Origin of the sequence: Cylindrospermum sp. FACHB-282 (assembly GCF_014697195.1) — a bacterium.
Classification (GTDB): domain Bacteria; phylum Cyanobacteriota; class Cyanobacteriia; order Cyanobacteriales; family Nostocaceae; genus Cylindrospermum.
The window spans coordinates 125,983-152,505 of record NZ_JACJRJ010000008.1 but is presented as its reverse complement, the minus strand read 5'-3'; the positions used below and the strand labels follow the sequence as shown (position 1 = coordinate 152,505).

The 26,523-nt window shown below is 44.8% G+C and carries 6 protein-coding genes; all 6 read right to left on the bottom strand.

Annotation, left to right across the window (positions count from 1 at the left end):
• Window positions 1–315: 315 nt before the first annotated feature.
• Complete coding sequence (locus tag H6G32_RS06510) at window positions 316–1,680, bottom strand: MFS transporter (protein WP_190456307.1); 1,365 nt, start codon at window positions 1,678–1,680, stop codon at window positions 316–318.
• 199 nt (window positions 1,681–1,879) lie between these two features.
• A complete protein-coding gene (locus H6G32_RS06505; protein ID WP_190456304.1) occupies window positions 1,880–2,770 on the bottom strand; it encodes a cupin-like domain-containing protein in 891 nt (296 codons plus the stop codon).
• A gap of 38 nt (window positions 2,771–2,808) precedes the next feature.
• Window positions 2,809–4,404: an MBL fold metallo-hydrolase gene (locus tag H6G32_RS06500; RefSeq protein WP_190456303.1), complete on the bottom strand. Its 1,596-nt coding sequence runs from the start codon at window positions 4,402–4,404 to the stop codon at window positions 2,809–2,811.
• 17 nt (window positions 4,405–4,421) lie between these two features.
• On the bottom strand, window positions 4,422–12,809 hold the full coding sequence (locus H6G32_RS06495; RefSeq protein ID WP_190456301.1) for a non-ribosomal peptide synthetase: 8,388 nt from the start codon (window positions 12,807–12,809) through the stop codon (window positions 4,422–4,424).
• A gap of 46 nt (window positions 12,810–12,855) precedes the next feature.
• Window positions 12,856–13,605 carry an aspartate/glutamate racemase family protein gene (locus tag H6G32_RS06490; protein WP_190456299.1) on the bottom strand — a complete coding sequence of 250 codons (750 nt, stop codon included), beginning with the start codon at window positions 13,603–13,605 and terminating at the stop codon, window positions 12,856–12,858.
• A gap of 54 nt (window positions 13,606–13,659) precedes the next feature.
• Complete coding sequence (locus tag H6G32_RS06485) at window positions 13,660–26,523, bottom strand: non-ribosomal peptide synthetase/type I polyketide synthase (protein WP_190456297.1); 12,864 nt, start codon at window positions 26,521–26,523, stop codon at window positions 13,660–13,662.

Sequence of the window (26,523 nt, the reverse complement as noted above, 5' to 3'; positions counted from 1 at the left end):
GATTTTGAGCTATAAATTCCTGTAGTTCGCCGATGACTCCACCCACCGCAGGTATCTCTTGTTCTAAATACTGCTTTATCATTGTTCTGTTTTAGACTTGTATGCTCTCTCCGTATTATCTCTTATTTTTTTTCAAAAATCAAATATTATTCCTATATTAGCCATAAAATTATCACTGAAAAACATGGCGGAGAATTAAAATGTATTTCCGCTCCTGGTAAGGGTACAGAATTTGTGATTGCCATCCCTCTCAACCAAAACAAGCTGTAAACTGACTAATTTGAGGGTTTCATTTGAAAATTTTCATTTTAGAAATCACGCAACTTGATTTTCTTTAGAAAAGTCTACTGTGTCTGGCAGTTCACTTTCTAGTCGCCTTAGCGGTTCGTATTGATACACTATTAAAGTAGACAGAAGTGTAGTCAGCCCTATCAATATAAACAAAAGACCAATTCCTCTACCAGGGCCAGAACCAATTAGTTGACCAATTCCTTGAGACCAAGGCCCATCAAAGTCCATTAAAGGCTCTAAAACTTTATCCGCAAAAGGCCCAATGGCAATAGCAAGCACTGGCGGAAAGGCCGTGGCTATCATATTATTCATGGAAAAAATTCGGCCTTGAATTTCAGGAGCAACTTTTCTCTGTAATAGGATTTGGGTGCATCCATTAATCAAGGGAATTCCTAAGGCAAAAAAGAATCCAGAAATCGTAAATAGTGTTAAAGATGGACGCATACCTCCTGTGACCAAACCACAGGAACCTAAGAAAATGCTTATAAAGATAATATTTACCAGGTTTGCTTGGCGGTCACCCAAAACCCCTAAAAATATACTCCCCACAAGCATACCACTCCCCGCCAGAGACAGAAGAGGGCCTAAGCCGGCAGGTGTTGTCAAACTAAGCAGAAGTGGCGTTACCAAAATCATTGCTGACCCGATTGCTCCATTGTATATGCTGCGAAGAAATACGAGCATTAATACTCCTCGTCGAGTCAGTAAATAATTCCATCCCTCTACTACTCCTGACAGAAGAGATTTATCCTGACTGTCAATCTCTGTGTTATCTGTGTGTGGCAGTTCTGGTACATTCAGGATTAAAAGAGGAATGATGGCAAATATAAAGGTTATAAAATCAAGTAAAATTACCCCTGGCAATTTTAGAATTCCTAGTAGAATACCACCTAAAGCCGGAGACACTAAACGGACTATTGAGTCTGTTCCTTGGGTGAGTCCACTAGCACGCCCTAATCGATTTTTGGGAACCATCAACACAACGGAAGCGCGAAAAGCTGTTACACCAAAGGTACTAAAGAGTGATTTTCCAGCCACGGCAAGATAAATATGCCAAATTTCTAGATGACCCAGAGCGAAGAGAATGCCCACGGTCAAGACACAGAGGCTAGAGCAGATAGCACTAATCACCATTAGCCATCGACGACTCCAGCGATCAACAATGCTACCTGCAATGGGAGCAATGCAGATACCAGGGAGGGTAATAGCAAGGGTTAAAAAAGCAAATTGGGTGATGGAGCCAGTGTGCTGGTAAACCCAGACATCAAATGCAAAGCTAGTTAAGCCAGAACCTACCCTGGATACCATTTGACCTAGCCAGATAGTGATAAAAGCTCCCATGCCCTTAAAAACAGGAGTTTGTGTAACGCTTAGAGGCTGATTAGTCACAGTGATTAAAATATTAGGCGTTGCTTGACACTCCCCGCTCGCTTCGTGACGGGAATTTTAGTTTCATACTAGTTACTAATTGTACCAGGTTTTTACCAAATAAAGTAAATGACGAACAAGACTGATTACATGATACAGAGGCAATTCTCCGTGAATTGGGAAGCCTACACTAACCTATCGGTAGAGTGTAGGTAGTTCACTATGTGTTATCTTCTCTCCTCAACTGATTAAGTGCCGCCTTTGTCCGCTCAGACACAAAAATACGCTGTTCTGGCGGTAATTGGCTGATTAGTTCACTGCACTTTTCGAGGTGAGAAAAAATTTCTTCTAGACGAAAAAATGTCTCATTCTCTGCATTGGAGCGTAGTGATATGCTCACCTCCATTGCTTCGATCTCATGCCACCAATTTGATGGAATAAAGAGCATATCCCCAGGCTCAAGCACCGTTTCCATTGCCTCTAGCTCCACTACCCTAGGATGAGCCTTAAAGTCTGGTGATCGGAGGTTAACGAGGGAACGTCGATCATTGCCAGTGACTGTATCATGGATTGGGTAAAGCTGTTGGAAGTACTTTGGTGATAAGAGCAGCACATGTTTTTTGCCGTACAGATGCATTAAAAATGCTGTATGTCTATCATAGTGAGCCTTTGTTAGCACACCAGCAGCAGTAATGTACATGGATTTATCACTATCCATTGCTCCGATGGGCCAACGGACTAAATCTGTCAGCTTTGCTGGTGACTGGTTGCCAAAAACGTAATATCGCTCACCTTCTCCTAGGATAAATGGGTGATTCCCCAGCCCCGATATCCGTTCAAAAATTTCGGTGACTGTCATCTCTACAATCACATTGTCTCCAGATTGTCCCGCACGAGCCGTCACAGCAGGATTATCCGGAGAAATAACTGTTACCTTTCCGGTTATCCCACTCCAAATATCAGAGTGAGGCGCAAAGTTCTCAACATTATCAATATAGTTGCGCAGAACCACAGGTTGTTTTTGCTCAAACAACTTGACTGAAAAAGCCTCCTCTCCTCTCAACTCTGGAACATGGGAAACTGGAAAAGCCCAATTTGCTATGATTGCCATCTTCGTTTTACCAAATGATCCAACTGGATCAATATTATCTATGCAACAGTATCCATAAAAACCTCCTTGTAGCCAAACAGTCGTTCCGCAAAAATTCCCTTGCTGTTACATTCGTCAATTAACTTATTTGATTCTGCAATGGGCCCCTCATAATCAGGAACCATCATGTAACTGAGCCAAGGTTCATATCCCATTGCATACACGTACACAGATTTCGGTTCCAATTGTTTAACCATGCTACTAGCAACGTCAAAGTTGGCTCCCCCCACTTGTCTAGCATTATCCATTTTGCGGTTTAAAGGTTTACATAACAATGATCCATAAGCCCAACTCAGAGGTGCTCCATCAGATTGCAATCCTAAAAATAAAGCATCAATCCTATTTACCGAGTTACGTATCTGCTTACATACATGAGGATCACAAATTCTAGAGTCAGCGGAAACCATCACGGATTGACCTAACAAAGTGATCAAGTAAGCGATTTTACTTCTAATATTTAAATCTCCATGTTCACCCAAAAAAGGTAACCCAGTAATGCTGCCACCTGTAACGTCTATCTGTTCCATCTCATCAATTTCTCTGACATCCTTAAACCCAATACTCTGTAAGATGAGTTTCATAGACGGATCGGCAAGACTTCCCCCGTTATTTTTGGGAACAATCACTGTGCGAACCCGATGGCGTAACTGCAACAATGTTTCGATCACACAATGATCATGGTGGTGGTGGGTGATCACAATGTAGTCGATTATTTTAGGCAAATCAGCGTAAGTATAGCGATCGCTTGCACTCTCATAGTGATAACTGATGAGTGGATCACAGAGAATGCTGACATCTTTTGACTCTACTAGAAGGCAAGCATGACCAAAATAACGTACTCTTACCAAATCTTGGTCATAGTGACTAGGTTGCTTGTGAGGAGCCTCTTCTGTAAACCAACTTAAAAATAGTGCTTCATCTCTAAAATCAATATCTAACTTGTCTCTCATCCCCTGCAAATCATTAGGGATATATTTCATTTTTGCTAGTTCATCTATAATCTCGTGCTTGAAGGGGATATGGAGTTGCAAGTTATCAGCCTGCTTCAATCTAGGTGTACTAAAAATAAAGGGTCGTTGATCCTGCTCAACAGTATACATAGCAAAGCTTTGGGATGCATCATTCCCATAAATGCTCTTATATAAAAGCCCTTCTATCAAGCGCATAGAAGGATGATTATTCAAATCATAATTGAGTTCAACAAAACCTTGAAGAGCCTGGGGAATTTTTGAGTATATTTCTTCTAAAGAAAAACCAATAGCTTCTGTTTCTAGATATTGATTCAGGGACTTAATGGCTTCAGCAAGCTCTAACATATATGCTTGCTCCTGCATTAGATTTTCGAGCAAGTTCTTAATATCATCAACGCAACTTTCATCATGATTGACAAAAGGCCCCGCCATCATTTTGGGTGATTTAAGGGCAGACAGATGCACTTTTGGCGCAGAGACAAAAGACTGCATAATCTTTAAATGTGAGTTAACGATATACATGGCTGCTGTTGCTGGCGCCACTAAATAAGACCAAGCATGCCACTGATTAACTAATGGTTCTAAAACCACATTTTGCTTAAGGTAAAACTTTTCACCTGACATTAATTTCCTCCAGAGATTTAATTTAAGTAGCCCTGTAAATGTTTTGCTAATTCTTCGACATAAGGATTTGCCATGATCGAGTAGTGGCTTCCTGGAATCAGATGACAGGTAACAGGTTGGGTTGAGACGCGATCCCAACCCAGTTTAGGCTCATTGAGCAGTGAGTTGCTTTCAAACATTATTGTATTTGCTTGTTCAGCACGGAAGAGTGTAATTGGCAGCGGTAACTGTTCTAAGCATTGATAGTTAACAGCACTGGTGTGTTGTAGTTTCGTCAATTGAATCAGGTTTTTTAACTGGGTTTCACTGTCTTGGGGGGCTAAAATGCCATTTTGAACAAACTGGTTTTGCAAGTGGCTAAACTGCGCTTCTGGAGATAAGCTATTCAACATTTCATAGGAGATGTCCAAGGTAATACCTAAGGCATCAGCCGCCCCAGCAGCAATAGCACTTAACCATTGAGCGCTATTCCAATCGGAGGGTGTGAAAACTGGCTGGTCAGGAAGGGGAGCCGTAGCATCAACAATGGCGAGAAGTCGAATTTCTTGTCCTTGCTGTAGCAGTTGTCTTGCTATTTCAAAGGCGACTTTACCCCCCAAGGAGTGACCACCTAAGATGTAGGGCCCTTGGGGCTGGAGGGTTTGAATGGCTTCAAGGTATTGAGTTGCCATGTCCTCAACCCGATTTAGAGGGTTAGATTGCTCGTCTAATCCTTGAGCCTGTAAGCCATATAAGGGCTGATCTAACCCTAAACAGCGTGAGAGTTCATAGAATTGAACCACACTGCCCCCTGACCCTGGAATAAAAAACAAGGGCAACTTTGAGCCTTGGGGCTGAATGGGTACTAAGCAAGATGAGTGCTTTGTACTGTTTGAATGAACCAATTGCCGAGCTAAATTCTCGATGGTTGGGGCTTGGAAGAGGATGGCTAGGGGTAACTGTTGACCAAAGACTTCTTGAATTCGTGACATCAATTGTACCGCCAGCAAAGAGCGTCCACCCAGTTCAAAGAAATTATCACGAATGCCAATCCAGTCTAGGTTCAAAACCTCAGCCCAAATTTGGGACAATTGACGCTCTACAGGAGTGCGAGGAGGGAGGTATTTTGGTGAGGGGCTTTGATGAGAGGGGGCTGGCAGCGCTCGACGGTTAATTTTGCCATTAGGGGTCAAGGGCAGTTGGTCAAGCTGGACAAAAATATTCGGCACCATGTAATCAGGCAGCTTCTTCAAGAGAAACTGATGTAACTCAGTGTCAGTGGGTAACAGCGATGTTGAATGGGGGACAATGTAACCGACAAGGCGCTGATTTTCCTGTGTCCCGTCTAGGATGACCACGGCTTGCTGAATCTGCGGATGTTGGTTGAGTGCCGCTTCAATCTCGCCTAGTTCAATGCGGAAGCCTCGTAGTTTGACTTGATAGTCAATCCGACCGAGAAATTCGATGTTTCCATCGCTTAAGTAGCGGGCTAAGTCACCAGTTTTGTAGAGGCGATAGCTTTGCTCGCCGCAGGCATCGCAATTTCGGAGATGGGATTTTGAAGAGCCAAAGGGTTTTTCAATAAATCGGTCTGCTGTCAACTGGGGCCGATTTAGGTATCCTCGTGCTAAACCCATGCCTCCGATATGCAGTTCTCCTGGAACTCCTATCGGCACAGGATTTAACCATTGATCCAAGATATAAATCTGTGTGTTGGCAATAGGTTTACCAATGGTAATGGTTGTCTCAGATTTAGTCTCAACATCATTTTTATGAACAATTGCCGTAGAGGCCCAAATGGTTGCTTCAGTTGGGCCATACATATTGTAAATATCTGCATTAATAGATGTGCCCAACTGCTTAACTAAGGCTGGAGGCAATGCTTCTCCACCTAACATTAAATGTCGCAAAGAGCGCAAGCTCTCTAGTCCATTGGGCATTAACGTTAACATTCTGGCTAAAGAAGGGGTACATTGCAGATGAGATACTTGATGTTGCTGAATTTGGTTCAAAATAGAGTAATCTTCAGCTTCAGTATGGGCGGTACTATTGCTGAGTTTTCTGACTTGATTGAGTTTGTCTAAACTAGATAACACAGAGTCAACATTCACCCCAAAGTCAATTAGACATCCAACTTCATCAACTCCGATAGCTTTGAGGTTATCAATCATTGTCAAGCATTTTTCGGGAGTCCCTAAAAGACCGCTGGTGGCAAAGTAGCGATCAAATGCATGGGACAGCAGGGTATTTTGATCCTCCTGGGCAAAGTTATCGAGATGGGTTTCAAATTTAGTACCTTTGAGCATCTTTTGGATCAGTCCCATAGATTGCTCTAGGTAGTCAGACAGGGGGACACGGACTTGCTCTCGTACGGCATCTTCGTCATCACCGATAAAGGTATGTAACATCAAAGTGATATGACCATTGCCGGGATGTCCTTTTTGTTGCCAAGCCTGACGATAAATTTTAATTTTCTCTGCCAGTTCCTCTATGCCTTGTCCTAAAAGATGTGTGAGTACATTTAGACCCAACTCTCCTGCTAGCCGGAAGGTTTCAGGGTTGCCTGCTGCGGTCAACCAAGCTGGTAATTCAGACTGAATCGGTTTGGGGAAGGTTCTTACTTCTGTGGGAATGCCATGTCCATTTTTCAGGGTGATAGGTTCTCCTCGCCAGAGTTTGCGAACGGTCTCTATCTGCTCAACCAAGAGAGACTTACGATGTTGATAATTTTCTGGAGATAGCACAAAGTCATTCGGTTGCCAACCACTGGCGAAAGAAATTCCCACTCGACCGTTAGACAAATTATCTACAAAAGCCCATTCTTCAGCGACTCGAATCTCATGATGGAGTGGTAAAACCACACTACCGGCGCGAATCTTTATTTGTTTAGTCACTGCTGCGATCGCCGCACCCGCCACAGAAGGGTTAGGATAGATGCCCCCAAACTCATGGAAATGACGTTCTGGTGTCCAAACTGCTGAAAATCCGTGTTGATCAGCAAATTTAGCCCCTTCAATTAACAATTTATAGCGATTTTGCGCCAGGTTTTGATTACCAGTGTCACTGTCATTGGCAAAATAAAATAAGCTAAACTCCATCGGTGTTTCTGGCAACCGAGAAACTACTGATGTAGAAGCAATAGTTTTTTCTTGCTCCTGTTGGATAACAACCTTAAACCCTCGTGCCAATGTCCAGAATAATTCCAGAATTGATATATCAAAGGAGATAGTTGTCACCGCTAACCAGGTTTTGACTAAATCAGAGCTGCTATCCAGACCTAGGCGCTGATCCATTGCCACGCAGAAGTTAGCAACTTGACTATGCTCAATCATCACACCTTTGGGTTGTCCAGTGGAGCCGGAGGTGTAGATCAGATATGCTAAGTGTTCACCGCTGACCAATGTATCAGGATTGGTTTGATCCTCCTGGGCAATTTCCACCCAGTCAGTATCTAAGCAGATAACCCTAGCTGCATGATCAGGTAAAGTTGCCTGTAGCTTTTCCTGGGTCAATAACACTGGCATTTGGGTATCTGAGAGGATAAAAGCTAGTCGCTCCTGGGGGTGGTGTGGATCGAGAGGAACATAGGCCGCGCCTGCTTTGAGAATCCCCAGCAAACCGACCATCATGGACAAAGAGCGTTCCACACAAATGCCCACTAAGGTTTCTGGGCCAATGCCCTGGCGCTGTAAATAGTGGGCTAACTGATTTGCCTGTTGATTTAGCTGCCGGTAAGTTAATTGCTGATCTCTAAAAATAAGTGCGATCGCCTCTGGTGTTCGCTCCACCTGCTCTTCAAACTGTTGATGAAGGCAACAATCCTGGGAATACGCCACTACTGTATTATTCCAAGTCACCAATAACTGGTGCTCTTCCTGCTGCGTCAATAAAGGCAAACATCCTACAGTTTCTTGAGCATTAGCCACAATCCCCTCCAGCACCACCTGGAAATGTCCGATCATCCGGGCGATCGTCTCTGCCTTAAACAAATCTGTGTTGTACTCCCAGACACCAGACAAGCTGTTCTCTGTTGCCACCATCGACAGAGTTAAATCAAACTTGGCCGTGACGATTTCTGACTTGAGGGGAGTCAAGCTTACATCTGGTAGTTGCAGCAAACTGTTTGCAGCATTTTGCAACGAAAACATTACCTGGAACAGAGGCGAATGGCTGAGATTCCGTTCTGGCTGCAATGCCTCTACAATTTTTTCAAAAGGTACATCTTGGTTAGCATATCCCTCAAGTGTTCCTTGCTGCACTTGCTTCAAGATATCTATAAACTTTGAATCTTCCTCAAACTGAGTTCGCAAAACCAACGTATTCACAAAGAAACCAATTAAAGGTTCAATCTCAGTCCGATTCCGATTTGCCATGACAGTTCCCACTACCATGTCATCCTGACCACTATAGCGATGTAGTAAAATCAAGAATGTGGCACATAGCACCATAAACAAGGTAGTGTCCGTCGCCTGAGTAACTTGTTTGAGTTGGTGAATCAGTTTCGCAGACAGTTCAAAGGGTTGCTGTGCGCCTCGAAAGGTTTGCACCCCAGCACGAGGATAATCAGTGGGCAACTCCAGTAACGGGGGTGCGCCTAAAAGGTATGTTTTCCAGTACGTTAGCTGTCGTTCCAGAATGTCACCTTGCAACCATTGACGTTGCCAGTGGACAAAATCTGCGTACTGGATTGCTAAGGGTGGTAGAGGAGACGGCAATCCATGAACAAACGCATCATAGATGATGGATAGCTCTTTGACCATCACTCTGACAGACCAACCGTCAGCCACAATGTGATGCATGGTGACAAGGAGAATATACTCATTGTCAGCGGTTTGTAGCAGTGTCCCTCGAATCAAAGGAGACTGGGTCAAGTCAAAGGGTCTTTGAGCCTCTTGGGTTAGTCTTTCCTTGACTTCAACAGCTAATTTGTCAGTAGAGCTTAATTGTAAATTGTCCCGAAATAAGCAAAACTTTGATGCCGTCGAAATCACTTGCACAGGATTGCCATCAACAGTCGCGAAGTGGGTTCGCAGAACTTCATGACGTTGCACAATCTCCTGGAGTGCCTGTTCTAAAGCATCAATGTTGAGATTTCCCCTCAGGTGAACTGCCATAGGGATGTTGTAAGTCGCACTGTTCCCTTCTAACTGATCTAAGAACCATAACCGTTCTTGTGCCCAACTTAGAGGTAATGCAGCCATCTCTTCCCGTGGAACAGCAACTACAGCTGGCAAAGGCTGAGTCACACCTGTATCTTGTTGAGGATTATTTTGCAACCATTGTTGAATTATCGAATCCAATTCTGCAACAGTTGGTGATTCAAATAGAGTTCCTAGAGGCAACTCAATAGAAAAACTCTCTCTTAATCGAGAAATAACTTGAGTTGCTAGAAGAGAATGCCCCCCCAAATCAAAGAAATTATTGTAAACACCAACCTGCTCTATCTTCAGAACAGCAGCAAATATATCAGCAATAGTCTGTTCTGTAGGTGTACGAGGCTCAACAAAATTATTTTGCTGGATTAAATCTTGATCGGGAGATGGCAAGCTGCGATGATCAATTTTGCCATTTGGTGTCAATGGCATCAGATCCAACATCACAAAGATACTCGGCACCATGTACTCTGGTAACTTATCTTTTAAGAATTGTCGCAGTTCTGATGAGACTAAGGTTTGTTCCCTAGATACCACATATGCCACTAATCGTTGATTCCCAGAGGAGTCTTCACAAGTGACAACAGTGGTTTCCTGTATCTGAGGATGCTGACCTAGCTTGGCTTCTACTTCTCCTAGCTCAATTCTAAACCCGCGAATTTTAACTTGGCGGTCAAGACGACCTAAAAATTCGATGTTGCCATCCGGCAGATACCGAGCCAAGTCGCCTGTTTTATAGAGTCTTCCTTCCCTAAAAGGATTTTCGATAAACCTTGCTGCTGTCAGTTGAGGTTGGTTTAAATATCCCCGTGCTAGACCCACACCACTAATATATAACTCTCCTGGCACTCCCGTAGGAACAGGCTGTAGAGCGTTGTCTAGAATATAAATCTGAGTATTAGCGATTGGGCGACCAATGGGAATCACCGAGTTAGTCTCTATTTCTGGGTTTAGACAAACCTCAGCAACGGTGGCGCACACTGTGGCTTCACTAGGCCCATAGGCATTGAAAAAATGCCTTCCTTGGCTCCAAATCCGGGCTAGAGGCTCAGGACAGGCTTCTCCAGCCACGATGACTTGTTTCAGCGTTGGCATATCATCCACAGGCAAAATCGCTAAGGCCGAAGGGGGTAAAGTAATGTGAGTAATTTCATGGTGAGCAATAGTCCGTTGCAGATCGAAACCAGGCATCAGTTGCTGGGCAGACGCTAACACAAGTTGAGCGCCAGACCCCAGAGCCATAAAGATTTCTGAGACGGAAGCATCAAAACCAAAAGAGGCAAATTGAAGTACTCGACTGTTAGCTTCTATCTTAAATAAGGTTTGTTGAGCCAGGGCTAGATTTCCTATGCCATGATGACTGACTAAGACTCCCTTGGGTTGACCGGTAGACCCAGAGGTGTAAATAACATAGGCTAAGTTGTGTGGCTGGACTTGAGAGACAGGATTTTCACAGCTTTGGGTGGCGATTTCATCCCAATCTGCATCCAAATAGACAACCAAAGCATAGGATGGCGGTAAATTCTCCTCTAGAGATTCTTGAATCAACAGCACCGAAACCGCAGAATCTTCCAGGATGTATGCTAGGCGTTCTTCTGGATAATTGGGATCTAAGGGAACATAAGCTCCACCAGCTTTCAGGATTCCCAACAAACCCACGACCATATCTAGGGAACGATTTACACAGAGTCCAACTAAAACCTCTGGCCCCACCCCGATAGTTTGCAAATGGTGTGCCAGTTGGTTGGCGCGATGGTTCAGCTGCTGGTAGGTGAGTTGGTCTTCCCCAAACACTAATGCAACGGCATCTGGTGTTAGCATCACCTGTTGCTCAAAGATTTGATGAATACAGTGATCTTTTGGATAGGGAGCGTCAGTATCATTCCAGTCATTTAAAAGTTGTTGTCGCTCTTGTTCTTTTAAAAGCGGCAATAGGTTGATTTGTTGTTGGGGATTAGTGGCGATCGCTGTTAGCAAAACTTGAAAATGTTCTACCATCCGCGCTATGGTGCCAGCATCAAACAAGTCTGTATTATATTGCCACACTCCCACTAACCCTGACTTGGTTTCTGACATCGATAATGTCAAGTCAAACTTGGCTATCTTGGTCTCTGAAAGCAAAGGTGTCAAAGTTACATCTGGCAGTTGCAATGTTTCGCTTGGAGTATTCTGTAACACAAACCACACCTGAAAAATAGGGGAATGGCTTAAGTTACGCTCTGGTTGTAATGCCTCTACAATTTTTTCAAAGGGCACATCTTGATGAGCATAGCTTTCCATCGCCCCTTGTCTTACCTGCTTTAAAAGCTCTCTTAAGGTAAGGGTCTCATCAAACTGGGCGCGTAAAACTAAGGTATTAACAAAAAAGCCAATTAATGGTTCTAGTTCAAGTTGATTGCGATTGGCAATAGGTGTGCCCACGACAATATCTTGCTGGCTACTGTAACGATGGAGCAATGTCGCAAAGGCAGCAAACAAAACCATAAACAAAGTGGAACTGTTCTCCTGTGCCAATTGTTTAAGAGCAATGCTCAGATCAGAGCCAAGTTCAAATCGCTGATACTGTCCTTGAAATGTCTGGACTGGAGGACGTGGACGATCAGTAGGCAATTTTAAAACAGGTGGCACCCCAGCCAAATAATGCTTCCAGTAGGCCAGTTGTTTATCTAACCTATCTCCCTGGAGCCACTCCCGTTGCCACTGCACAAAGTCGGCATATTGAATATCTAGCTCTGGTAGTGTATGAGGCTGATTTTGAATAAAAGCTTGGTATAGTACAGACAACTCTCGAATGACAATCCCCACAGACCAAGCGTCGGAGATGATATGGTGCATTGTCACCAAAAGCACATACTCTTGAATATCAGTTTGCAAGAGTGTGGCTCTCATCAGGGGGGCTTGGGAGAGGGTAAAAGGTTTGGTGGCTTCCTGTGTTACCCATTGTTGAACGGTGATCTCTCGTTCAACCTCAGGCAAATGCTGTAGATTGACACAGCACAAGTTAAAAATCACTTCTGTGGCAATAATCTGCACTGCTTTGCCATCAAGGGTCTGGAAACTCGTTCGTAACACCTCGTGGCGTTGGACAATTTCCCCCAGAGCTTGCTCTAGCACTTTAACATCCAGCTGGCCACTTAAACGGATTGCCGCAGGCATATTGTAGGTGGCATTAGCTCCTTCAAGCTGGTTAAGAAACCATAGTCGTTCCTGGGCAAAAGATAAGGGGAAAACAAAGGTTTCTTCTGAAGTTGAGAGGAAGGTATCATTAGCCATGTCTAAAAATGCAATTAAGTCTTTCTTTAAAGGCAGCAAAACAAAATCAGAGAATACTAACTGGGATCTCTAAAAAACTTTCACACAAAAATTTTTCAAGCCTGGTGGCAATAATCATTAGAGGATCTAAAAAAATACAATCAGCAACATCTCCCTGATGTTGATTTATCTGAGAGTGAAGATATCGATTAAGCAAGTGTATCTCTGTACAACCAGATATTACAGAGTTTACTTCATATTTTTTCATTAAGTTTTTCAAGAAGATAATAGCTGAGTCAAAACTCTGTTTATTAACCTTGATTTGATAAATCATGTTATGGATATAATTCTGATCTTTTTCATCTGGTAAAATAATTTTATCCTCCGTCATCTTCCATAACTCACTAGTCTGGAATACTTTTAGTTGACGGGTTCCATTAGTGGATAGTAGCAGGTAGCGACCTTGGCATTCTAAAACTTCTCTAAGAGAAACATCAACTAAAGAAATTATTTTCTCCTTAAGTTTGGCAGGAAATTTTGGCAGCAAATAATGAGATGTTACACAGCAAATAATAATCTTAGAAACTTGCAACTCACTCAACTGATGTACAGCATCAATCAAATTCATCAGTAGTACATCATAATCTCCTTTGAGAAGATAATTTGTGCGGTCAGGAATTGAAGGATTAGAATACAAAATGATTCTAGGCGCGTCCTGTTCTTGATTTCCTAAAACATTGTGTTCATAAATAGCTTTCACAAATTCTGCTGATGCTAAAGGCCCCATACCTCCCAAGATGCCTAACATATTATCCATCTAAATTTACTCAGTGAAATGAAGAACAAATACTCAATAAAATGACAATAGATTCTACTGATTAGGCTTGAGGATTTCGTGTTTTAATTCCTCGGAAATAGCAAGCTCTCCCTCTGCCGAAACTTTAGCTTGATGACGTTTGCGAGAGATTTTTGTGATTTTAGGAAGGATAGATTCAGCACCTTTTTCTAACTGGAGCTTGTCAACAAGGGCAGCAAGTTCTGTAGGTGTAGGCGTTTCAAAGAGAGATTTAAGAGGAATATTAACCTGAAACTCTGGTTGCAACCGTGAAATAACTTGAGCTGCTAGCAAAGAATGTCCTCCCAACTCAAAGAAATTGTCATCAATACCAACTTGATCGAGATGAAGAACCTGTTTAAAGGTATCGACAATCTTGATTTCCGTAGGTGTACGAGGTTCTCTGTGTTCATAAGGTTGATTTGTGCTGTTAATAGGTTCGGGTAGAATTTTCCGATTTACTTTGCCGGTTGCAGTCAGGGGTAGAGCATCTAATTCAACAAAAGAGAAGGGTATCATGTATTCTGGCAGTTGCCGTTTGAGAAACTTTTGTAACTCTTGATGGGTAACAGATTGTCCTGATTTAACAACTATGTAAGCCACAAGATAATGCTCTCCAGAAGTTTTTTGTTTAGCAATCACAACGCCTTCTGCAATTGCCGGATATTGGTTTAACATTGCTTCAATTTCTCCAGGTTGAACACGAATTCCTCTAATTTTAATTTGATCATCTAAGCGCCCTAAAACTTCAACCGCACCGTCGGGACGATAGCGTCCGCGATCGCCTGTGTAGTAAACCCAATCCTGCATATCTTGGCGAAATGGATTCAGCACAAAAGGAGACGGGACTTGCTCAACAGCATGATTGAGTGCAACGCTATTGCCAGAACTACTATCAGGTTCGCTGATATAACCCAAGGTGCAAAACGGTGTCCGTACCACAATTTCACCAAGCTCACCAATACCACAAACTTGATTATTCCCATTCAAGATGAGAACTTGAGTATCAGGGAGGGGAAAGCCTCCAGGAAGAACCCCAGCCGGGATCTGAGGAGGTACTGGATAAAAGCATTTAACCATTGTGGTTTCGGTAGCACCATAAAGGTTAACGATATTCCCTGCGGCTGGAAAGCTTTGCCGCCATTGATTAACCAGGGTGTGGGTTAGTGGCTCTCCAGAGAAGAATGCCCAGCGCAAGTAGCTCAGTGTGACTTTTTCCGGAACCTGCTGTAACCAAGATTGCGCTACGGCAGGCACAGTATGAAACACAGAAATTTTCTCTTTCTCTAACCAAGACAAAATCTGAGGTGAACCTGGAATATAGTCTTGATCTGGTAAACAAAGGGTTGCACCACTGGTTAAGGGCAGAAAAATATCTCTAAGTAGGGCATCAAAAGAGAGTCCAATTAGTTGAGCTACCCGATCATCTGGTTTAATCTCAAAGGTTTTGCGTTGCCAATGGATAAAGTGAGCAATGCCCTGATGAGTTCCCAGTACTCCTTTAGGGGTTCCAGTACTGCCAGAGGTAAAAAAGATATAAGCGGGGTCAGTGGGGGCGAGGGAGGGTAAAGGTACTGCTAGGATGTCAACATCAGCAATTCGCCCAGTATCAGGAGCAACGGAAATAATCTTCAATCCATCTTTAAGTACTTCTGGTGACAGAGATTGATTGCCAATGGTAATCAAGTACTGAGCTTGAGTTTGGTCGAGGATCAGCCGCTGACGTTGGGGTGGTAAATTGGGATCTAGGGTGACTAGCACGGCTTTGCCCAAGAAGATACCCAATATACTGGCAATTAACCCGAAGGTGCGATTGCCACATAATGCCACCACATCTTGTTGCTGCAACCCGTCGCTGATGAGAACTTGGGCAATGCCTTGGGCAGCTAGTGCCAATTCTCCATAAGTCCAGGTTCGAGAATGTTGACGAATTGCCGTTTGCTCAGGGGTCTTTTTAGCCCAGTTGGCAAAGGATGTGGACACAAGCTCATAGTCCGGTTTTAGCAGAGGAATGGTAGGGTTTGGCAGTAGAGCAGCGGATTGAGGAGATAACAGAGAATAGGTTTGAATAGTATTGTCAGGATGATTTACTACTTGTTCCAATAGGAAGACAAACTGTTCTAGCAAAGCCGTCATCCGTTCAGAGGTAAATAAATTTTGGCGATACACTAATTCAATGTTTAACGCTTCACCAACTGGACGAATGTAAAACGTGAGCCAGAATTTGGCATAAGATTCGGGTTGGACTAAAGGTTCAAAGGTCAGATCCCCCATACCCAGAACTGCGGCTGGTGTGTTAACAAAGTTGAACAGCACATCAAACAGCGGATGGCGATGTAACACGCGCTCTGGACGTAACTCTTCCACCAACTTTTCAAAGGGAATATCTTGATGGGTATAGGCTCCCAGTGTAACTTCCCGGACGCGAGTTAATAATTGTCGGAAGCTGGGATTGTCAGCTAGATTAGTGCGTAGAGGCAAGGTGTTGATAAAAAAGCCGATTAAATCCTCACAGCCCATGAGGTTGCGACCGGCAATTGGCGACCCCACAATGATATCTTCCTGACCTGTGTGACGAGACAACAAGACATTGAAAGCCGCGAACAGAGTCATAAACAATGTCACCCCTTCTTGGTGACTGAGTGCTTTTAACCCTTGAGTTAGCGATCGCGAAATTGATATATTTTGTTGAGCGCCCCGATAATCTTGTCTATCAGGCAACGGATCATCTAAAGGCAATTGTAGAATTGGCAGATTACCCGCCAACTGATTTTGCCAATAGCTCAGTTGGGTTTGTAACACATCTCCCGTCAGCCACTGACGTTGCCATAGAGCAAAATCTGCATATTGAATACTCAAGTCTGCCAGTGGTGAAGGTTGGTTTTGGGCAAAGGCTTGATATAGAGTAGATAACTCTCGCACCACAAGGCTCACCGACCAACCATCAGAAACAATGTGGTGCATTGTTACCAATAGAATATGATCTTGAGGACTAATGTGTAACAAAGTTGCCCGCATCAAGGGAGCTTGAGACAAATCAAAGGGGGTTTGAGCTTCCTTGATGATCTGTTGTTGAACAGTAGTTTCCTGTTCTGAAACAGGCATCAGCTGTAAATCAATTGAGTGTAATCTCAGCCTTGCTTCGGGTAAAACAACTTGTATAGCCCCACCATCGTCGCTTTGAAACCCTGTGCGTAAAACCTCATGGCGTTGAACAATTTCCGCCAGTGCTTGTTCTAGGGCATCAGCATTGAGATCACCATGAAGATGAACTGCGGCAGGCATATTGTAGGTCGCACTTGCGCCCTCTAGTTGGTCAAGAAACCACAGCCGTTCTTGAGACCAACTTAGGGGTAGACGCAGGTCGGAAGTTCGCGGTACAGCTGTGATCGGGGGCGCAATCTGGCCGATGCCCCGTTGCATCTGCTGATGGATAATTAGATCGAGTCCAGCAACAGTAGGGGATTCAAACAGGGAAATCAGGGGCAGGTCAATTTGGAAAGTTTCCCGCAAACGGGAGATCACCTGAGTCGCTAACAGGGAGTGTCCCCCTAGCTCAAAGAAGTTGTTGTTAATGCCAACTGACTCTAATTGTAAAATAGTAGCAAAGATATCTGCGATCGCCTGTTCTGTGGGGGTGCGGGGTGGAATAAAATCTACGTCTTGACTCAAGTCTTGCTCTGGTACAGGAAGAGCCTGACGATCTACTTTACCATTTGCCGTTAAAGGAATACTCTCCAACTTGATCAAGGCACTGGGCACCATATAATCAGGCAGTTGCTCTAGCAAAAACTGACGCAACTCATGAGGCGAAGGAACATCAGCGGACTCTGTTTGCACCGGCACCCAGTAAGCCACCAGCCGCTTATCTCCAGACTGTTCTTCAACTCGTGCCAAAATCACGGCTTGTTGCACCCCAGGATGCTTACCAAAAACGGATTCCACCTCACCTACCTCCAGGCGATACCCCCGGATTTTTACCTGATGGTCAATTCGACCCAGAAATTCAATATTGCCATCTGGGAGGTAGCGGGCTAAGTCTCCGGTTTTGTATAAACGCTCAGAATTTTGAAAGGGGCTAGGGATAAATTTCTCAGCCGTTAATTCTGGCTGATCTAAGTATCCTTGGGCTACACTGGCGCCACCAATATAGATTTCTCCGGGAACGCCAATAGGGACGGGTTGCATCTGGCGATCCAAAATGTAAACCTGGGCATGTCTAAGGGGTCGTCCTAAAGGAACTGTTGCGGATAAACGTTCTGACTGCTGCTTGACAATGGAAGCAACAACGCCTACTGTGGCTTCACTAGGCCCGTAGTGGTTAAAAATTCGACAGTGGGGCGCTAAAGATTGAATTTTTTCTGCTAAGTCCCAGGATAGGGTGTCTCCCCCTAAAACAAGGGTATGTCGGGGTAATACCTGTGGGGATTGTTCGCCATCTAACAGGGCGTTTAAGTGGGCAGGTACAATCTTGAGACAATCAATCTGATGTTGGCTAAAGTATGCAGCCAAGGCGCTGGGATCGGTAGCGCGTTCTTGAGCGATAATGTGCAAGATCCCACCTGTACAAAGTGTGGGGAAAATGGCGGTGTAACCCAAATCTGCGGCGAAGGTGGAAACTGTAGCAAAACTCATGCCTGGTTGCAAATCTAGCCGCTGAGTAATGCTGGTAGTGTAAGCAACTAGATGGCGATGTTCAATGGCAACTCCCTTGGGCTTACCCGTTGAACCAGAGGTAAAGATCATGTATGCCAGATCGTCAGGTGTTACCTGGAAGGTGCTATTCTCTGCACTATTTTCAGCGATCGCACTCCATTCTTTATCCAGCAGCACAACAGGGAACGGTGTAGAATCCCTGGTAGGCAGATTTTGGATGAAGGGGTCTTGAGTTAAGATTGCTGTTGGTTGAATATCTTCTAGCAGTAGTGCTAAACGGCTGGGGGGTGTTGTCCCAGCATCTACGGGAATATAAGCTCCTCCCGCTTTCAAGATACCCAGCATTCCTATCAGGGTCTCTAAAGATCGCCCGGTGTAAAGAACTACTCGACTACCGGATTTTGTCTTTAAGTTTCGCAGATGGTGAGCCAGTTGGTTTGATTTGGCGTTTAGCTCGTGATATGTCAACTGCTGATCTTCAAATACCACGGCTACAGTATTTGGAGTCTTCAAAACCTGTTTTTGAAAGAGTTGATGGATGCAGGTATTGTGGAGATTTTCTGCTGACAACAACCCTTGTTGAGGATAATCTGGTGAGCCAGTATTCCACTGAACCAACATTTGAAGACGCTCTTGCTGGGTTAACAAGGGTAAAGTGCCAACAGACTGATCTGGCTGTGCCATAATTCCCTGCAATAGGGTTTGAAAATGACTTAACCAACGCTTAATGGTGGCATCATTAAACAAATCTGTGTTGTACTTCGCTTCCAAGATTAGGCGATCGCCTAGATCAATAACGATAAAGTGCAGATCAAAGTGGGTGAAGCTAATAGGCCGCGACACTAACGCTGTCTCTAAATTCTTCAATGGAGCCGTGGGTACTGGTGGCTCTAAGTTAAATGTTACAGATACCAAGGGGGTACGGCTGCTATCAGATTTGAGATTTAGCCGATTTAGCAACTGAGCAAAGGGATAATCCTGATGCTCATAGGCATCTAACAACCTCTCTCGAATTTCCGCCAGATAGGCTTGAAAGGTTAGTTCTTCGTGGAAACAACTGCGAATAGGTAATAAGTGCGTTGCGTATCCCACCATTGTTTCACTACCGGAGAGAAAACGCCCAGCGGTGGGAATTCCCAAAACTATTTCTTCCTGTCTGCTGAGACGATGCAAAAGCACGAAATGGGCAGCAAGCAAGGTCATAAATAAGGTGCATCCCTGCCCCTGGCTGAACTGTCGCAATTGTTCACGTAGACGGGGATCAGTCTCGTAGGTTTGGCGGTTGCCGTGGTAGGTTTTCCGTACTGGACGAGTCCGGTCTGTGGGCAGTTCTAGCACTGGAATAGAGCTGGCAAACTGCTCTACCCAAAAGGACTCATGGCTCAACATTTCTGAGCTTTGACTGCGTTTTGTTTGCCAGTTGAGGAATTCACGAAATTGCAGGGGAGTCTCTAGGGTAACTGCTGCCCCGTCACAAAGAGCAGAATAGATCAGCCCAATTTCTTTGAGGATATTTTCTATAGACCAACCATCGGAAATAATGTGGTGAATGGTAATTACTAGAACATGGCGCTTTTGTTCTAGCTTCAGTACTTCAATTTGGAATAATGGACTTTTTGATAGATTCAGAGGTTCTTGGCTGCGTTGGGTGAGCCAATCTAACAATTGTTGATCCTGTTCTTCTTTCTTTTTGCCACAGATTTGGCTAGAAAGATCAACTAGGGGGATATCGATGGCAAAGGTAGGTAAAATTTCTTGCCATTCTCCTTGAGGGTCAATGACGGTACGGAGGGCTTCATGTCGATCAACAACCGTCTGCACCGCCTGTTTTAATACCTCTAGTTGTAAATCACCACGCAATTCCAAATTAACGTTGTCATTGTAGACAACAGACCCTGCTTCGACAATTTGAGCCAGGAGCCATAGTTGTTTTTGAGCTTCACTGAGGGGAATCCTCAAGGGGGTGATGCTTGTTTCAACGGGTTCAATTTTAGTTGACGATGACAGGGGTGAGCTAACAGGCACAACGGGCTGAGTTAAGTCTAGCAGTAGCGGCTTTTGTTGAACACCGAGGGACTGGCAAAACTTAGGCCAATCAATCGGAAATACCCCAACTTGCACAGGAGGCTGATTCAGCAGTTGCCCCAGTGCGTGAAAACCTGCATTGGGTGCGATCGCCTCCATACCATAGCTACGCCAAAGTTTCTCAAAATAGTCTTTCCACCGTTGCTGCTGTTGTCCCTCTAATCGCGTCACTTTGCCGATTTCTGTCCAAGACCCCCAATTCAAACTAACAGCAGGCAGCCCATTAGCTCGACGATAGTGAGCTAAGGCATCTATAAAAGCATTGGCAGCCGCATGATTACTTTGCCCCGGTGACCCCAATAAAGAAGCGATAGAAGAGAACAGCACAAAGTGTTTGATTGGCAGTTCTTGAGTCAAAATATGTAAATTCCAAGTTCCTAAAATCTTAGGAGCCATCACTGCATCAAATCGCTGCCAAGTCTGCTGAAATAAAACACCATCATCTAACAAACCGGCTAAGTGAAAAATACCATGGAGCGGCGGCCAATTTTCTGGGGTTTTGCCTTGAATTTGCTGCAATAACTCAGCTAAATCAGTAGAGTTGGACACATCTACTTGAGCCACCATCACCTGTATACCCTGTTGCTGTAGCTCTGTGATAGTTTGTTGGATCTTCAAGGAAGGGGCACTACGTCCACACAGGACTAAATGCCGAACACCTTGGTCAACCAGCCACTGGGCTAACCGAATGCCCAACGCACCCAGCCCGCCGGTAATTAAACAAGTGCCATCTAAGTCCAGATTCAGAGCAGCATGAGAATGGCTATTACTGGCAATGGCATGGCGCACTAAACGGGCAACATAGCGTTTTTCCTGATGCAACAAAACTTGATCTTCAGCTTGTTCTCCCTTCCGTTTCCGTTCTGTGATTTCTAGCCATAGTTGCGCTGAGAGTTCTGCTGCCTTGCCCTTGGCATCAATATCAATTAAAGCACCCCAAAATTCCGAATGCTCTAGGGCGATTACTCGACCAAACCCCCATAACGATGCCTGAGCAATTCCAGTTGGGGCAGCATTTTCGGGCATAACAGCTTGTTGTGTGATCAGCCACACTTTAGTCCCAGCATCCGTTAGCTCAGGGTTTTGCGCTACCGCTTGAACTAAATGGAGTACACTGCCACACAGTATTTCTTGGGTTTTATGAAGTAAATCAACTGTCAGTTGCGTAGATAATGGACTATCGAGACTCCAGAGATGGATAATTCCCTTGATTGGCAGTTCACTGGCGGAAATTTGGTCTTGCAAAAATTGCTTAAACGCTTCCGGGTCAGTGGGATCAATCTCCTGAGCCTTCTTAGGTACAGGGGTGACCCCACCTTGGGGATAAATGAGCGCACAGGTTTGACCATCAGACCGGATTTGCTCTGCTAAAGCAGTGCCAACCCCTTGTTCATCCGCAAAAATCAACCAATGTCCAGGTTCCTGAGGCAGCACCGCAGATATATCACGGGGCTGTTGTTGCCAATCAAGGGTGTAGAGCCAATCGGCGGTTTTTACTTGATTTACCCGTTCCTTCAAGGTCTTTAGGTAGGGCAAGCTGTCTACCACTGCTGACTGGTCAACCCCAAAATCAATTAGACAAGCAATTTCATCAACACCAATGGCTAGGAGTCGCTCAACAATCTCAATACAAGAATCTGGTGTACCAATCAAGGCACTGGTTTGCACATAACGGTGATATGCCGCTGACAGAATATACTCTTTGTCATCCTCAGTCATCTTTTCAAAATCTGTCACCTCTAAACCTTGGCTTTTCACTAAGGCTTGAAACAGGCCAATGGACGAGGTGAGATAATTCTGAAACGGCTGACGGGCTTGCTCTCGCACCTGTTGAATATCAGCCCCGACAAAGGTATGCAGCAACACTGTAACTTGACCAACCGTTGAATCGTAGCCATGACGAGCCAGGGATTCTCGATAAAGGGCAATGTTTCGGGCTAGGTCGTCTACGGTCTGACCCATCAGGTTTGTCAAAACCCCTACCCCCATTGCCCCTGCTCTAATATAGGTGTCTGGGTTGTTGACTATTGTCACCCAAATGGGCAACTCTTTCTGTCGAGGCATGGGAAATGTGCGGATTTCGGCAAGTTGACCAGACCCACTTGGTAACTGAATGGATTCTCCCCGCCAAAGTTTTTGAACTGTTTCGATGCCCTCGAACATGATTTCTCGGCGTTCTTCATAAGCTTCAGGGGCAAATACAAAGTCGTGGGGATGCCAACCAGAAGCGAAGGAAATTCCTACCCGACCTTGGGAGATGTTGTCAATGACAGCCCAATCTTCTGCCACTCTAACAGGGTGATGGATGGGTAAAACAACACTGCCTGCTCGGAGATTGATATGTTTCGTGACTGCGGCTAGGGCTGCACTGAGAATTGAGGGGTTTGGGGAAAAACCGCCAAAGGCATGAAAGTGACGCTCAGGTACCCACACTGCTGTAAAGCCATTTTGGTCTGCATACTTTGCTCCTGCAAATAGAAGACCGTATTTGTCTGTTGTGAATTCTGCATCATAACTGCCGAAATAATAGAGACTGAATTGCATCTCTTTATTAGCAGGCACAGTTACTTTGAAGTTAGCAGATGGATCTTGCAAATCGCTTAATTTCGGTTTGAATTCGCGTCGTTCCCAAAATTCCTGTCGTTTAGACTCCTTACCCCCAGGCTGGCTGAGGTTGACAGGGGAAGGTTGTGTAATGGGATTGGTAACAGGGAGACTTGGAGGTGTAGAGACAGGATTGGTGGGAATGAACTGTTGCGGCTCAGTTAATGCCGTTTCTCGTCTTAAGATCGCTAATTGTTGGGACATGAGATCAGACATGGCCTGTAACTGCTGGCTCATAATCCGTTCCAGAGCAGTAGTGGCTACTTGATTCGGTGCTATGGAGTTAGAAGTTTGACTGGGCTGTGAATATCCATTTTCCGTTTCCCTGGTGGTGGGTGCAACCTGTTCTGGGGAGAAACTCTTGTTAGAGGTTGATTCATTTACATCGGAATCATGAATACGAGAATCTAGTTCAGTAGATTCAGCAAATTCAAATCCTTCTGGAAGATGATCGGCTATGTAAGTACCTAGAGCATCTAAGGTAGATAAGTCTTCAAATAATTTGCGGATGGGAATCCGAACGGCGAAGAGAGTTTCTAATTTCTGGCCTGTTTCCATAAAAACAATGGAATCTGCGCCCATTTCCACCAATGGTGTGTGAATATCTACTTCATTTGGGGAAATTTGCAGAGTCTGACCGATGAGGGATTGCAACTTTCTGAGAATTTGCTCTCGTTGTTGGGATAGGTCTGATATTGGTTCATCTGCTGGCTCAGTCGATTTCTGGGGAGGCATATCTGCATTTGGTGTCTCAAACCAGTAACGCTGACGTTGAAAGGGATAAGTGGGTAATATCAGCCGTTGGCGTGAGTAATCTTGGTCAAACCCTGACCAATTTACATCAGCGCCACGCACATATAATTGAGCTAGACTATTCAGCAATATTGGCCAGGCTGGTTGCCCTTGATGGAGAGAGGAAAGCCACAATAGGTTTTCACCCAACTGACATTTATGTCCCAGTTTGGACAAGATAGGCTTGGGGCCAATTTCTAGAAAGGTTTCATAGCCCTGTTCTACTAATGTTGAGACCCCTGCCATAAATCTGACGGCTTCTCGGCTATGGTTGCGCCAATATTGTCCATCTAAGGGTTGATTTGCTGATAGTATCTGCCCTGTTAGGTTGGAAATCATGGGAATGCGAGGGGGATGGGTTGAAATCTCCCTGGCAAGTTGTTCTAACTGATCGAGAATGGGGTCTACTAAGGGTGAATGAAAGGCATGGGAGGTGTTAAGGGGTCGGATGTCAATTTCGTCAGCCTCTAGGGCAGCTTTAATAGTAGCGATCGCCTGTTTTTCCCCAGAGATTACAATATTTTGGGGGCCATTATAGGCAGCGATCGCTACAGTATCTCTATAGTTCGCGATCGCTTCAATTACCCGCGCTTCATCGGCAAATACAACCACCATTGCCCCATTTTGAGGTAATGATTGCATCAAACGACTGCGGGCGGCAATCAATTTTAGCCCATCTTCCAGACTAAACACCCCGGCGATGCAAGCTGCTACATATTCCCCTACACTATGTCCCATCACCACAGTGGGCTTAATTCCCCAGGATATCCAGAGTTGAGCCAGGGCATATTCTAAGGCAAATAAAGCGGGTTGAGTGTAATCTGTTTGATCGAGATCCGCAGCTCCCCTAGCTTGAGACTTGTCTGCATTCTGGGGGTAGAGAACCTCTAATAGTGGTTGTGCCAACAGCGATCGCAAAATTTTGTCACATTGCTCTATAGTCTGACGAAACAGAGGCTGAGTTTCGTAGAGTTGCCGCCCCATATCGACATACTGAGATCCCTGACCTGTAAACAGAAAAGCAACTTTAGGCGATCTACTATTAGATGGCAGTTGTCCCTGAAACACCCCAGGAATACTTGTCGTTTCTGCAATGCTCTCTCCTTGTGACAGACGAAGAGTCAAGCTACGAAGTTTTTCCCCTAGTTCTTGAGGGTCAGAAATGAGCAGGGCTAAACGGTGCTGAAAGTGGGCACGACCTGTGTTAGCGGTGTAGCATAAGTCAGCGATGTCTAAATCTGCACTGACTTCCATCCAGGAGTGATAACGCTCTACCAAGTCCTTTAATGCTTTCTCTGTCTTCCCTCCCAGGGTTAACAAATGGTGAGATCGCTCTAATAAACCGGAATTTGAATTTTTTAATGGCTCCGGTGCTTCTTCCAAAACAATATGGGCGTTAGTTCCTGTGGCACCAAAGGAATTCACTACCCCTAAACGCTTGCCAGACTGCACATTCCAGGGGGTCACCTTGGTCGGGACAATGAGGGAAAACTCCTGCCAGTTAAAGTGAGTGGTTGGAGTTTTCAGATGGAGATGAGGTACAATCTGTTGATGTTGTAATTGCAGAATGACTTTGATCACACCTGCAACCCCAGCTGCCGTTTCTACGTGGCTGATGTTGGTTTTCGCTGATCCCACAAATAAGGGCTGCTCCTGGGAGCGTTTTGCACCGTAGATTTTCCCTAGCGATCGCAGTTCAATCGGGTCTCCCAGAGGTGTGCCGGTACCGTGGGCTTCAACATAACTCACCTCAGATGGTTCTACCTTAGCCATCTTCAGGGCTTGACTCATCACCTGTTGCTGGGAAGATCCATTGGGCACTGTCAACCCACTACTAGGCCCATCCTGGTTGACTGCTGAACCTCTAATTACTGCCAGGATGCGATCGCCATCAGCTTGTGCTGTTGACAGACGCTTGAGAAGCAGGATGCCGCAGCCTTCACCACGACCGATGCCATCAGCCCCAGCATCAAAGGTTTTGCAACGCCCATCGCTGGACAACATATTTGCCTTAGCGGTGGCAATCATACTGTCGGGGAGTAAAATCAAATTCACCCCCCCAGCTAAAGCCATTTGACACTCTTGTTGTCGTAAACTCTGGCAAGCTTGATGAATAGCTACCAAGGAAGATGAACAAGCGGTATCAATGGCCATGCAAGGGCCAGTAAATCCAAAAGTATAGGAAATCCGCCCCGCTGCTGCATAGGAAGGTGATCCCGTAACTCCGTAGGCTTCTAGGCTGATGTCTGATCGCGCTTGTTTGGCAATCGATCCATAGTCATTGAGGGTAATGCCAACAAAAACTCCCGTTGGACTACCTTGGTTGCGTTGGGGGATATGTCCGGCATTTTCTAAAGCTTCCCAAGTAACCTCTAGTAGCAAACGATGCTGTGGGTCGATACTCACGGCTTCACGGGAGGAAATGCCAAAAAAATGCGGGTCAAATTGGTCTATATCTGACAAAAATCCCCCGGATTTGGTATATATCTTGCCAGGGCTATGAGGATTTTCATCATAGTAATCTTCAATATTCCAGCGGTTAGGGGGGACTTCTGTAACCGCATCAACACCTTCTCGCAAAATTGTCCAAAAGGACTGGGGATTATTAGCGCCTCCTGGAAATCGGCAGGACATCCCAATGATGGCAATAGGTTCTGTTTTGCTATACTCCAGCCGATTGACCTTAGATTCCAGTTTTTCAATGAGTAGAACTGAACGTTGTAAAGAGGAAAGATTTTTAACGTTATCTGAAGCACCACTCAT

Bases quoted from the DNA above. Each gene is read 5' to 3' on its own strand.
- H6G32_RS06505 (WP_190456304.1), bottom strand. From the start codon at position 2,770: ATGGCAATCATAGCAAATTGGGCTTTTCCAGTTTCCCATGTTCCAGAG.
- H6G32_RS06500 (WP_190456303.1), bottom strand. From the start codon at position 4,404: ATGTCAGGTGAAAAGTTTTACCTTAAGCAAAATGTGGTTTTAGAACCA.
- H6G32_RS06495 (WP_190456301.1), bottom strand. From the start codon at position 12,809: ATGGCTAATGATACCTTCCTCTCAACTTCAGAAGAAACCTTTGTTTTC.
- H6G32_RS06490 (WP_190456299.1), bottom strand. From the start codon at position 13,605: ATGGATAATATGTTAGGCATCTTGGGAGGTATGGGGCCTTTAGCATCA.
- H6G32_RS06485 (WP_190456297.1), bottom strand. From the start codon at position 26,523: ATGAGTGGTGCTTCAGATAACGTTAAAAATCTTTCCTCTTTACAACGT.